Origin of the sequence: Pseudoalteromonas sp. SR41-8 (assembly GCF_014163915.1) — a bacterium.
Classification (GTDB): domain Bacteria; phylum Pseudomonadota; class Gammaproteobacteria; order Enterobacterales; family Alteromonadaceae; genus Pseudoalteromonas; species Pseudoalteromonas rhizosphaerae.
Map to the genome: position 1 here is coordinate 39859 of NZ_JACJEE010000002.1, position 12918 is coordinate 52776.

Annotated in this window: 9 protein-coding genes; 4 read left to right on the plus strand and 5 right to left on the minus strand. The window is 40.5% G+C overall.

Annotated elements, in window-relative coordinates:
* The first annotated feature begins 237 nt into the window (after nt 1-237).
* The 4 genes from H5162_RS01790 to H5162_RS01805 all read left to right on the plus strand — a co-directional run bounded on the left by H5162_RS01790 (nt 238) and on the right by H5162_RS01805 (nt 6288).
* A complete protein-coding gene (locus H5162_RS01790; protein WP_145233516.1) occupies nt 238-660 on the plus strand; it encodes a hypothetical protein in 423 nt (140 codons plus the stop codon).
* Between the two features lie 822 nt (nt 661-1482).
* Entirely contained in the window at nt 1483-4200 is a 2718-nt protein-coding gene (locus H5162_RS01795; RefSeq protein WP_145233519.1) for a TonB-dependent siderophore receptor, read from the plus strand.
* 113 nt (nt 4201-4313) lie between these two features.
* On the plus strand, nt 4314-5669 hold the full coding sequence (locus tag H5162_RS01800) for a hypothetical protein (RefSeq protein WP_182735217.1): 1356 nt from the start codon (nt 4314-4316) through the stop codon (nt 5667-5669).
* A 70-nt stretch (nt 5670-5739) separates the two neighbouring features.
* A complete protein-coding gene (locus H5162_RS01805) occupies nt 5740-6288 on the plus strand; it encodes an HPP family protein (protein WP_145233523.1) in 549 nt (182 codons plus the stop codon).
* A gap of 45 nt (nt 6289-6333) precedes the next feature.
* Here H5162_RS01805 and H5162_RS01810 read toward each other — a convergent pair whose 3' ends face one another.
* From H5162_RS01810 to H5162_RS01830, 5 genes are read right to left on the minus strand one after another with little or no spacing between them, the layout of a single operon-like run.
* On the minus strand, nt 6334-6585 hold the full coding sequence (locus H5162_RS01810) for a DUF3862 domain-containing protein (protein ID WP_182777490.1): 252 nt from the start codon (nt 6583-6585) through the stop codon (nt 6334-6336).
* 18 nt (nt 6586-6603) lie between these two features.
* Nucleotides 6604-7440, minus strand: a complete 837-nt coding sequence (locus H5162_RS01815; protein ID WP_145233539.1) for a peptidoglycan binding protein CsiV — start codon at nt 7438-7440, stop codon at nt 6604-6606.
* Nucleotides 7440-10913 carry a transcription-repair coupling factor gene (gene mfd / locus H5162_RS01820; protein ID WP_182777492.1) on the minus strand — a complete coding sequence of 1158 codons (3474 nt, stop codon included), beginning with the start codon at nt 10911-10913 and terminating at the stop codon, nt 7440-7442. Before mfd ends, H5162_RS01815 begins: the two co-directional genes overlap by 1 nt.
* A 44-nt stretch (nt 10914-10957) precedes the next feature.
* Nucleotides 10958-11851 carry a carbon-nitrogen hydrolase gene (locus tag H5162_RS01825; protein ID WP_145233544.1) on the minus strand — a complete coding sequence of 298 codons (894 nt, stop codon included), beginning with the start codon at nt 11849-11851 and terminating at the stop codon, nt 10958-10960.
* On the minus strand, nt 11848-12903 hold the full coding sequence (locus tag H5162_RS01830) for an agmatine/peptidylarginine deiminase (RefSeq protein WP_182760027.1): 1056 nt from the start codon (nt 12901-12903) through the stop codon (nt 11848-11850). Before H5162_RS01830 ends, H5162_RS01825 begins: the two co-directional genes overlap by 4 nt.
* Between the last annotated feature and the right edge of the window lie 15 nt (nt 12904-12918).

Genomic DNA, 12918 nt, shown 5'->3' on the forward strand with positions numbered 1-12918 from the left:
GCTTTGACTGCTTCAGAAAACAAACTCGAGAAACCCTTATTTTTGCGGGGAAATGATAAAATTTTTGGCCTAAAAAAGATAGGTCAATTGCATAAAATTATGACATCAATCAATTTTTCACATGCAGTTGGTTATTTTTTGATGCACTTTTGTACATTTGTGTAAGAATTTAGTTCTGTGGTTGTATTTTAACACTGCGCTGATTAGTATCAGCCTTTACTTTATCTAGGGAATATTATGCCAATTAAGCTTTTAGTTGTGTTTTTAAGCGTATTGAACCTGTTAATTGCATGTGGCCCACAATCGCTAAGTATAGAAGAGCAACGCCAAGGTGCAAGCTGTCAGCCAAATCAGTTATGCGAGTATGATAATCAGGTGAAAATTTGGTTGAGTGAGCAACAAATAACGCCAGAAACGCCTTTTGAGATAAATTTATCGTTACCAAGCTCATTGTTAGTTCACAGTGCAAAACTTGAAGGCATCACTATGTATATGGGATATATTCCGGTGTTGTTTGAGCCGCTTGACGATATTTTAGTCGCACAAAGTATGGTTGGTATTTGTTCCGAGCGCAATATGACCTGGAAATTGACACTCGAAGTTAAAAATCCACAGGGTCAACTTAAGCATGTATTTTATTACTTTGATGCGACTTATTGATATCAGTTTAATCCATATTAAATCGGAGTGTTGGTTAAGAAAGTTGCTATCCGAAGCTTAGGGCATAGAGTTGCAAATGTCCGTTATCACTTATTCTGCCTATCCAAACACGCTATTTTTGTTACCTTCATTTGCTAAGTATTAGCTGACTTAATGCATTAACAATGCACTGGACCCATTTCTTAATTGATCCTTTAACGGTTCAAAACACTTCAAAGCAATATTTACTGAAATAATACGCTGAATATTAAGTTGAGTATCTATTTGTAAATCAGGGTTTCTAGTTTAAGTCTCGCCTTGAATTTTTATATTTTCAGTTAAATTTATAGAGTGCGCATAAAACCACCTTATTTTGACATTAAGCTGCAATGAACAAAGCTAAACCCCACTATATTGCTATCAAAAAAGTTGCATAGAGCTTAAATACGCAAAATTATTGCATAACTATGGTTAGCAGTTGTTGGTCAGTTTTGCAGTTTTAATAAAATGATGTGATTAACTTGTGAAATTTTCTGATTTAGGTATTTTTATACGTTAATTACATATAATTACAAAGTCCATTAGTTTGATTTCATACATGTTTAAAATGTTTTTCTTCGCACTTAAGTGTTTGAATATAAGGTGTATTAACTAGTTAACAATGAAACATTCATTAACCAATGTACCTATTGCGGGTTTATCAATAATTGCGAAGGTAATTATTAACCGCTCATTCAGATTTCATTCAGTTAAGTCCGCCTAAGTTGCCCTCGCTGACTCGATATTCTCAAATAAAACGAGCGCTACCTGAGCAAGGTATTTCTCCAACAAGTAGGGTTTCACATGAAAAAATCTATTATCGGTTTAGCTGTAGTTACAGCTATCCCTATGTTTTCAACAATGCAAGCAGTGGCTGCGGAAGATGGCGCCCAATCAATTGAAAAAATCCAAGTTACGGGCTCTCGCATTAAGCGTTCAGATATGGAAAACGCTAGCCCAGTTACATTAATTGGCGCAGATGATATTAAAGCAATGGGTGCCACAAGCATCGATAGCGTATTACAAAAAATGACCGCCACAGGCGGTGCAATGACAAACCCTGGCGTTAACAATGGTTCTGGTGGTAATGCACGTATTGATTTACGTGGACTAGGTTCTAGTAGAACATTAGTACTTGTAAACGGTCGTCGTATGATTGCCTCAGGTACTGGCGCTGCATCAACTGTTGACCTAAACACGATCCCTGTTTCAATGATCAAATCTGTAGAAGTACTTAAAGATGGTGCATCTGCTGTATATGGTACGGATGCGGTTGCAGGTGTTGTGAATATCATCCTAAAAGATGATTTCGAAGGCCTTGATATGAACGTCAACTCGGCAATCACAGGCGAAGGCGATGCAACTGAAAGTTCATTCGATTTTACAGTTGGTTCTTCATTCGATAAAGGTAACATTGTTATCGGTATGCAGTACACTGACCGTGGTAAAGCAAAGCAATCAGATCGTGATTTCTCAAGTTGTCCTATTGCAGAAGGTGCTAACGGTCTAAATTGTAACGGTGGTTCTCCATACAGCCCAGGTGGCCATATTTGGCAAGGTGGTGTAATTGGTGATGTAAATGAAGATGGTTCAACAGTTGATGCTGATGGTAACCCTGTTACTTCAGGTCTTGCCCCAACCGATGATGGTTTAGGCGGCCTTGGTGGACTCCATCCGTATACAGATTCAGACCTTTATAACTTTGCGCCAGATAGCTACTTATACACGCCAATGGAGCGTTTGAACTTAACTGGCCTTGCAAGTTATGAAATTTCAAACGATACACGTGTATTTACGGAATTTACCTACACAAAACGTTGGTCGCAACAGCAAATGGCTGCACAGCCAGTATGGTTTGATTTCAAGTACAATGAAAATATGGGCGATTCATTACTTGGTCAAACTTATGTAGGTAAAGTTGACCGCAATGGCGATGGTCTTGCAGATCGTGATGCAGACGGTAAATATATTACTGACACATTAAATTACGCATATGGTGATGATATCTCTTATGGGCGTCGTATGTCAGACACTGGCCCTCGTTATTTCGAACAGTCAGTAGACACTGTTCGTGCGGTAATTGGTGCAGAAGGTTTTGTAGGTGATTACTCATGGGATGTGTCAGCTAACTTCGGTCGTAACGATTCTGTTGATAAGACAGCCAACCTTCACAATATGGGTGCTATCCAAGAACAAATCACTGAAGGTACATTTAACCCGCTTGATCAAGCTGCATGGACATCTGAAGATTTCCGTAAAAATGTTTACACTGAAGTAAACAATGGTGGTAGTCAGTTATTTATAGTTTCAGCATCTGTATCAGGTGAAATGTTTGAATTACCAGCAGGTTATGCTGCTTTTGCTGCGGGCGTTGAGCACCGTCAAGAGAAAGCATGGTACACACCAGATTCACTAACAGCGCAAGGCCTTGCAAATGACCCTATGGTTGAACCAACCGCTGGCGGCTTTGACGTAAATGAAGCGTATGTTGAATTTGCAATCCCATTACTTGCTGATGCACCATTTGCTCAAAACGTAGAGCTTAGCGCTGCAATCCGTGCGTTTGATTACAGCACATTTGGTTCTGACGAAACATGGAAGCTAGGTTTAACATGGAAAGCAAATGACGAACTAATGTTCCGTAGTGTAGTATCTACAGCATTCCGAGCACCAACCGTTTCTGAGCTTTATTCAGGTAATTCACCTTCTTTTGAACGTGTAACTTTCCCTGGTGCACAAGATCAAGCTGAAGTAACAGTAGGTGGTAACTCATTACTTACTCCTGAAGAAGCGGATACTTTCACAGCAGGTATCGTATACGAGCCAGAGTGGTTTGACGGCTTCAGCATGACAATTGATTATTACAAAATTGAGATTGATAATGCGATTGCATCAGTTAACGAGCAATATATTGTCGATCAATGTTTAGCAACAACTGCAAATGCTGATTCTGTATTATGTCAGTCAGCTAATATCGGCATGGATAGCACAGGTCGAATTAGCTTCAACAATCAGCTGCAAAATGTTGGTGCTGAGGAAACGTCTGGCGTAGATTTAAACTTATCATATAGCTTTGAAGCTGCAGGCCTTAACTGGAAAGCAGGTTTAGACACTACTTACCTAGACGAGTATGTTGTAACTGTTCTTGATGATACTGTTGATTACGCTGGTTTGATAACTTCAAACATTGGTGGCTATGCAGATCTTAAGTCTAACTTTACACTAAATGCAGCTGGCGATAACTGGGATGCACAGTATCAAGCTCGTTACATCTCTGGTATGGATAGTTACTCATGTATCGGTAAAGACACGTGTTATGCGCCGTCTACACCAACTGTTATCTACCATGACATCAGTGGTTCATACATGATCAATGAAACTGTTGCATTATCTGCAGGTGTAAACAACTTATTTGATAAGCAACCTCCTTACTACACAGGTAATAATGATTCAAACACTGACCCGTACACATACGATGTACTGGGTCGTCGTTTCTTCGCTGGTGTGAATGTTAAATTCTAATTAGTAAGAATATTGGATTCTTATGAAGGCCTAGTTTACTAGGCCTTTTTTATTGAACAAATGAAAGTGTGGCAGTAAACTAGATGCATCTTTTTACTTATTAGGAGAGCTGATTGCTAAAACAGGATGAAAACTTATCCTTTATAATTGAACCTGAATTGAGCCCGCGCTCTGAACAGCGCATTGATATGTACTTTTCTATTCCGAATGAAATGGGCATCAATCCGCAAACGTTAACAGAAGAATCGTATTTTAATAACCACTTCAAATCGTATTTAGCGTATAACGCCAATAATATCCATTTACCTTTAGTGCGCAGTCGCTTTGTTAGTAAAAATAAAGGTGAACAACAAGACTATCGGCAAAACCTCAATTTGTATTGTTATCAAGTCCGCCTAGCGATTGATACTGATATCAAAGATACATTAAAGATTGAAGAAGTTGATGAGTTTTATCAGCGCGCTATTGAATTATGTGAACAAAGTCAAAGCTTACTTAAAAAGCTAAGGCGTTACACACCTGATGATGAAAAACTGATCTCGTTTTATACCAATGCAGATAACTATCTGAGTTGGCATATTGAGCAGTCGTTTTTAAAATTACTTGACGAAGGGCCACGTAGCAGTGATTACGCGAAAGAGCGTAATGATCTGATGAATTTTTGTAAAGCCGAGCAAGATTATCGACATGAGCTGCAATATAACTCGGAATCAACCCTTCAGGATGCAAACCGGATCACCAATAAGATGCGTCTTTTACAGCGTTTGATTGAGCATGGTGTGGTGTTAAATCGTAATACTCGTTACCTTAATAGTTATTTAAAACGATTGGTTAAAGGAACCGTTACAGCGATTATAATGGCGCTTGTTATGGTTGTGGTTCTGAATGCGCGGATCTCATTTACCGAAGTGACTGCAACATTAGTGATCATTTTGGGCGCTATTTACGGGATGCGAGAAATTTTTAAAGAAGACATAACACGAGTTATTTGGCGAGCTATTGTGAAAGGGCGCCCAAAATGGCGATTTCAATTTCGAAATAGTGTTACCAAAGATAAAATAGCTACACAATACATCTGGCTTGAATATACACGCTTTAAACATATTCCAGAGGATGTACGAAAAATATTTTCAAAACGACGTCAACAAAATAAACAAGCAGCGCAATGGCTGCACTTTGCCAGTGAAATACGGGTTAATGCAAAAGAGTTCTTACCTGGTTATGATAGCTTGCAACAGACCTTGCAGTTTAGTTTAGCGGCGTTTGCGCGGAACTTAAAAAAAGGCGAAGGTAAACTGTATCATCTTGATAATAATAAAATATCTAAACAAAGTGTGGAGCGGCGCTATCAACTAAATGTAGTGCTTTCATATCAAAATGACGAAGAGATAAAGTACCAGCGTTATAAAATCACCTTAAATAGAAGTAAAATAGTTAGCATTGAACTGATTTATAGCGAAATGGAATAAATGTTGTCGTCGATTTTCTTATCTATCAGGTATTATCTCCCTCTTTTTACACAGCTTGAGGGGGAGTGATATGCGCTTTCTGATTTCCAGGATGGCCGCAACCAGTCAATGTCCACCACGTAAACCGATGAGTAAAATCATCTGGTCTTTAATTGGGTCATTTTTAGGCATTTATTTAGTTGCAATAATTGGCAAAAGCTTACAGTTTGATCCGTTAACTAATTTATTTTTAATTGGTTCTTTAGGTGCAACTGCTGTGCTTGTTTACGGTGCGCCATTGGCAGAGTTTTCTCAACCGCGTAATCTTATTGGCGGTCATGTTCTCAGTGCGTTGGTGGGTGTTACTGTGGCAAAACTGCTAACTGCCGATTTAATGTTGGCAAGTGCTTTGGCTGTTTCACTATCAGTTGCGGTTATGCACTTAACGCGTACTTTGCATCCACCGGGTGGCGCTACTGCTTTGATTGCGGTTATTGGTGGTAGCGGTATACAACAGCTAGGTTATTACTATGTCGTAAGCCCTGTATTGTTTGGTACGACAATTATGCTGTTAGTTGGGTTGCTAGTTAATAATTTATCACGTAACCCTAAGCGTCATTATCCTGTCTATTGGTGGTAATAACTGTCAGTAGGTGGCAACATCGTTACTACCTACTGCAATGGTTTATTTTTCTAAACCAGTTTTACTATACAAAGATACTTTGTTTGATACCAAGGTTATTTCAATGTTTTTACTGTCATCGCCCCATGTGCAATTTGTGTGTAGGGTTTTTTCTACACAATTATCAGCGCTTCCTAAAATTGCTTCTACTGCAGTTTTGTCCATGCCAATTTCGATTTTCTCGTAATTATCTAAGTTTACTTTTGAGCAAGCTGCTAGGCTTAATGTTGCAGCAATAATTAAAATTTTTTTCATTCGGTCATCTTCCTTTATTTAGTGGTTAAATTTTCTAATTTGTACAATCATGCCCATTTTTGGATGATCAAAATAATGAATGTCGCCACTTATCACACGTTTGAATTGTGAGAACCGAGCGTGTTGGATTTCACCAGTTACTTGGATTTCATTTACGTCAAAGCTGGCATTAATAAATAAATAATGGCGCAAATAAATATTAAAAGTGCCATCTAATTCCCACTTATCTGCATTTTGCTCAATTGCAGGGGCTATGAACTGATTAGGACTGACTAAACTAATAAAGTCATTATTTGTATACTGTGGCGTTTGCGCAATCACAGGTGCGTGCAATAATTTACCACCAAACAGTTTAATACTTTCAGAACGAGATTGGCTCGCCCCTTCAAAACGCCACCCGGTGTGAAGTATAGGTTTGAGGCCTTTACGCAGTAGTTCTTGTTGCTGTGATGTAAATTGTAGCTGTTCGGGAGCAAGTAAGTAGGTTTGCTCCATATCATCTTTAACAGGCGCTAATGGGCTCAGTGGTAACACTGAATAACTGCGCAGGTAATCGATGTTGTTATCGCACAAATTAGAGCGGTTTACACCAATCACAGAATCGGTTAACGACTGTGAATTAAAGCGAGTGTCGCCGTTGATACATTCCTGCTTAGCTTGTTCAATATAAAGTGGTGTCAGTAAATCAATGCTACGTTTAGCGTTAATTGGTTCTTTAGCTAAGCTAAAGTCTTCTTGCAAATAAGGGGCTGGGCGCTGTTTGAATATCAGTATTTCTACTTCAAACCAACGTTCTGCAAATGCTGTGCTACTAAATACACAGCATAGTAGGATAAGAGATTTTTTAAGCAACATTAATGGCTAACCTTTTTTTCGAAATCCGCAATCATTGCAGTGACCATTTTTAAGCGTTCGCGGGCATTCGCTTCATTGATCGCAAAGCGCAACTTATTTGCACCATCCATTTTATACACCTTAGGTGCACTTTGTATCAAACCTATAATGAAGCTAGGGTTAACCTTAGTATGTTGACTAAACTCAAAATAGCCACCTTTTGGATTTGCTTCAATTTTTTTGATGCCTAATTCGCTGGCTTTGAGTTTCAGTTGCTGCAAACTAAATAGGTTTTTAGTTGCATCAGGCAGCAGACCGAAGCGATCAATCAGCTCAACTTGTAATTCGTCCATATCATCTAGGTTAGCGCAGCTGGCAACCCGTTTGTAAATACCTAGTCGCGCATTTACATCGTGAATATAATCTTCAGGGAGTAAAGCGGCTAATTTTAAGTCCACTTCACTTTGTTGTTGTAGCAAGTTATCAAGGGTAGGCTCTTTGCCTTCACGAAGAGATTTCACAGCTTGCTCAAGCATTTCCATATATAAGCTAAAGCCGATGGTTTGCATTTGTCCTGATTGATCATCACCAAGCAACTCACCAGCACCACGGATCTCTAAATCGTGGGTTGCGAGTGCAAAACCGGCACCTAAATCTTCCAGTGACTCGATGGCTTCAAGGCGTTTTACAGCATCTTTCGACAGCCCTTTAGGATTACCCGTTAATAAGTAAGCATAAGCTTGATGATGGCTGCGACCAACTCGACCCCGTAACTGATGTAACTGCGCTAAGCCTAGTTTATCGGCTCTATCCATAATAATTGTATTGGCTGTGGGGATATCAATTCCCGTTTCAATGATGGTAGTACATACAAGTACGTTGTATTTCTGGTGGTAAAATTCGCTCATCAGTTGTTCTAAATCACGTTCGCGCATTTGGCCATGGGCAGAAGCGACGCTTGCCTCAGGTACCCACTCACTAATTTCTTCTGCCACGCGGTCAATAGTTTCAACGTTATTATGTAAAAAGTATACTTGGCCACCGCGCTTTATTTCCCGCAATACCGCCTCTCTGATCAAATCTGTATCGCGTTGACGAACAAATGTTTTAACCGCTAAGCGTTTTGCAGGAGGGGTCGCGATGATTGAAAGATCACGCATACCACTCATGGCCATATTTAATGTACGTGGGATTGGTGTTGCAGTGAGTGTTAAAATGTCAACATCGGCACGCAGTGATTTTATCTTCTCTTTTTGACGTACCCCAAACCGGTGTTCTTCATCGACAATGAGCAAGCCAAGATCTTTAAATATAATATCGGCTTGGATCAATTTGTGAGTACCAATGACGATGTCCAAGGTACCTTTAGCCATTTTTTCTAGGGTGTCTTTTTGTTCTTTAGGCGAATTAAAGCGAGACAGCACACCGACTTCAATGGGTAAGTCGGCAAATCGATCTTTAAAGTTTTCAAAGTGTTGTTGTGCAAGCAAGGTAGTTGGTACTAAAACCGCTACTTGTTTATTGTCGTTTACAGCAACAAAGGCGGCGCGCATCGCAACTTCAGTTTTGCCAAAACCTACATCACCACAGACTAACCTATCCATTGCTTGTTTACTTTGCATATCACCTAGCACAGCTTCGATAGCGTTACGCTGATCGTCAGTTTCTTCAAATGGAAACCCATCACTAAATACGCGATAAGCAGCACCATCAAGGGCAAATGCATTACCAGCTTTAGCTTGACGCTGGGCGTAAATATCGAGTAATTCAGCGGCCACATCACGTACCTTTTCAGCCGCGCGTTTTTTCGCTTTCTCCCAAGCATCAGATCCCAGTTTATGCAGCGGTGCACTGGCTTCTTCGCCACCAGAATAACGACTGAGCATATGCAGGGCTGACACTGGCACATACAACTTTGCTTCATTGGCATAGGTAATGGTTACAAACTCAGTGATCAGTCCCGCCGCATCAATCGTTTGCAGACCTTGGTAGCGGCCTACACCGTGGTCCAAGTGTACAATCGGTTGGCCAACTTTAAGTTCAGCTAAGTTACGGATGAGCGCATCTTGGCTAGCTTCGTATTTATGTTTACGACGGCGACGCTGGGATACTTTAATGCCAAGTAATTCTTGTTCAGTAACTATGGATAATGCGGGCTTTGTACCAAGTACTACACTTTGTTCTAGTGGGCTGACAATTAAGCCAACATCGCTACTGCTATTTACAAATTCATCGAATGATGAAAACTCTTTAAACTTTAAGCCGCTGGGTTTAAGTATAGCGAGCAGAGATTCACGGCGACCATCGGATTCTACTGACAGTAAGATACGGCCTTTTTGTTTCTTTTGCGCTGCTACATAATTTATAAATGCTTGATAGGGTTCATGTAGTTTATGATCAATGCGTATTGCGGGTAACTCGCTGGTGACTAGATTTTTATTGCCTGCTTTTGTCGCGAGTTTTGCTTGCGATAACCGAATGCGAGCAAAGTTGCCTAAATTTTCAAACAGTTCATTAATGGGTTGATAAAGTGCAACTGGCTCAAGTAACGGGCGCAGTGGATCGACTCGACGGTTTTCATAACGCACATTAATATCATGCCAAAAATGCTCCGCAGCATCTTCTAAATCTCCTAGTTGCATCACTGTTGCAGTATCTGGCAGGTAATCAAAGATAGTGGCTAATTGCTCAAAAAACAGCGGCATATAATATTCGATACCAGCAGGCCAATTGCCTTTGGTCACTTGCATATACACGGAATCTTGCGATGAGCTGGCACCAAATTTTTCACGGTAGTTTATTCTAAATCGTTCAATATCGGCTTCGTTGGTAGGGAACTCATGAGCAGGTAGTAATTCAATTTTATCGACTTTTTCATCCGAGCGTTGGCTTTCAACATCAAATAAACGAATGGTATCAAGTTCGTCATCAAGAAAATCGAGTCTAAATGGATGCGGACTGCCCATTGGATATAAATCAACAATCGAGCCACGAATGGCGTATTCACCATGCTCCATGACTTGTTGCACATGCAAATAGCCTGCTTGCTCTAAGTTACTGCGAAGTTTGTGGGTATCGAGAATATCACCGACTTTAAAATTAATCGTTGAACCATAAATAAACGAAGCAGGGGCGGTACGTAGCATCAAGGTAGACACAGGCACAATTAATACACTTTGTTGTTCTTTCTTTAAAGTATTTAAGGTGGCTAAGCGCGATGAAATTATATCTTGATGGGGTGAGAAATGATCGTAAGGCAACGTTTCCCAATCAGGGAATATCATTACTGGATGCTCGGGTAGCAAGCACTCCAACTCTGTTTCAAGGCGCAGTGCACTGGGTGTATCAGGGGTAACAATAAGCACTAAGCCATCTTGTTGTTTAACCCCTTGTGCAATGGCAATACTTAAACCACTGCCAGTGAGTTGCCCCCATTGAATTTTATCTTTTTGAGATTTTACCCAAGGCAAGGCTGCCCATTGCGCAAACGCCATTTACTACTCCTTTAATGCGCCTCTACTGAGGCGCTAATTTATTCTTAATCGCGATATATTTTGGTTAAATCGTGGTAATGATCTATACGACGGTCGCGTAGGTACGGCCAAATGCGTCTTACATTTTCAGAACGCTTTTGATCAAGTTCAACAAGTAACAGTTGCTCATCAGTGTTGTTGGCTTCTGCTAGCAGTTCACCTTGAGGACCCGCTATAAAAGAGTTACCCCAAAATTGAATACCTTCACTTTGACCACTTGGATCACTTTCATGACCGACACGATTACAACTAATCACGGGTACGCCATTGGCAACCGCATGTGCGCGTTGCGATATTACCCACGCATCTTTTTGACGTGTTTTCTCGCCTTCGTCATCACGTGGATCCCAGCCAATTGCGGTTGGGTAAATTAATAGTTCAGCACCGGCCATTGCCATTAAACGCGCAGCCTCTGGAAACCATTGATCCCAACACACTAAGACACCAAGTTTGCCGACAGAAGTTTGAATTGGTTCAAAACCTAAATCACCCGGAGTGAAATAAAACTTTTCGTAAAAGCCTGGATCGTCAGGGATATGCATTTTACGGTATTTACCCGCAATTGTGCCGTCTTTTTCAAGCACTACCGCAGTATTGTGATAAAGCCCTGTGGCACGTTTTTCAAATAAAGAGGCAACAATAACAATGCTTAATTCTTTTGCAAGCTCAGCTAAAGTGTCGCTACTTGGGCCAGGAATAGTCTCTGCCAAATCAAATACATCAACATCTTCGGTTTGACAAAAGTACAGACTGCGATGTAATTCTTGTAACACCACCAGTTGTGCGCCTTGGCTTGCGGCATCGCGAATACCGGCAATTGATTTTGCCATGTTTTGTGCGGCATTATCACTGTTACTTTGCTGCACTAAGGCAACGGTTAAATTTGCAGGGCTGCTCATAATGATGCTCCAGCTAAAAATCCACGGGGTAATTGCATAGTAATGCAGTGTAAACTACCAAATTGATGAATAATTGGTAAGCAGTTTACGCCTATTATTTGATGCTCAGGGTAGGCCGTTTGAATTTGTGCTAAGGCTAATTCGTCATTGGCATCAGCATAAATAGGCACAAGTATAGCACCATTAATGATTAAATAATTTGCGTAGGTGGCAGGTAACCTGTCGCCATCATCATTAAATACGGCTTTTGGCCATGGTAAATCAATTAAGGTATAAGGTTTACCTGTTGTTGTTTTAAAACCTTGTAACTGCTTTTCCATGGCATCAAGAGCGCTGAAGTGTTGGTCATTTTTATCATCACACTTTACATACACTAAGGTATCATTGGGCGCAAAACGCACTAAAGTGTCGATATGACTGTCGGTATCGTCACCAGCTAAATAGCCATGATCAACCCATAAAAAGTCGGTGGCGCCAAGTTGTTCACGCAAGCACTGTTCAATGTCTTGTTGGGTTAGATCTGGATTACGATTTGGATTAAGCAAACATTCACTGGTGGTCAATAGTACACCGTGTTGATCAATCTCTACACCGCCACCTTCAAGAACCAAATCAAGCGCTTGGTATTGATTGCGCGTATCGGCAAGTTGTTTAACTAGTACCGCATTAATTTTATTATCTAATTCACTGGTAAATTTATTACCCCAGCCATTAAAGATAAAATCAACAATTTTTAGTTGGCTATTATCAGCAACTGCGGCGCAGGTTAATGGGCCATGATCACGTGCCCACGTATCGTTACAGGGAGTAACAACAAAATGCACGCGGCTCAAATCAACAGCGTTGTTGCGCAATAATTGGCTAATGTGTGTTTTTAAGGCTTCATCATGAGCGATGATCACTAATTGCTCTGCATTACAAATATGCTGACATAATTGCACGTATACAGGCTCTACAGCGGTTAAATTGTCGCACCAATCAGTGGCTTGGTGTGGCCAAGTGAGCATAACGGCGTCTTGCTCAGCCCATTCGGGTAAAAGTCTAAAGTTCATGAATTTAATAAACAA

Coding starts and splice junctions, on each gene's coding strand:
- H5162_RS01790 (WP_145233516.1), top strand. CDS start 238: ATGCCAATTAAGCTTTTAGTTGTGTTTTTAAGCGTATTGAACCTGTTA.
- H5162_RS01795 (WP_145233519.1), top strand. CDS start 1,483: ATGAAAAAATCTATTATCGGTTTAGCTGTAGTTACAGCTATCCCTATG.
- mfd (WP_182777492.1), bottom strand. CDS start 10,913: ATGGCGTTTGCGCAATGGGCAGCCTTGCCTTGGGTAAAATCTCAAAAA.
- H5162_RS01805 (WP_145233523.1), top strand. CDS start 5,740: ATGCGCTTTCTGATTTCCAGGATGGCCGCAACCAGTCAATGTCCACCA.
- H5162_RS01825 (WP_145233544.1), bottom strand. CDS start 11,851: ATGAGCAGCCCTGCAAATTTAACCGTTGCCTTAGTGCAGCAAAGTAAC.
- H5162_RS01830 (WP_182760027.1), bottom strand. CDS start 12,903: ATGAACTTTAGACTTTTACCCGAATGGGCTGAGCAAGACGCCGTTATG.
- H5162_RS01810 (WP_182777490.1), bottom strand. CDS start 6,585: ATGAAAAAAATTTTAATTATTGCTGCAACATTAAGCCTAGCAGCTTGC.
- H5162_RS01815 (WP_145233539.1), bottom strand. CDS start 7,440: ATGTTGCTTAAAAAATCTCTTATCCTACTATGCTGTGTATTTAGTAGC.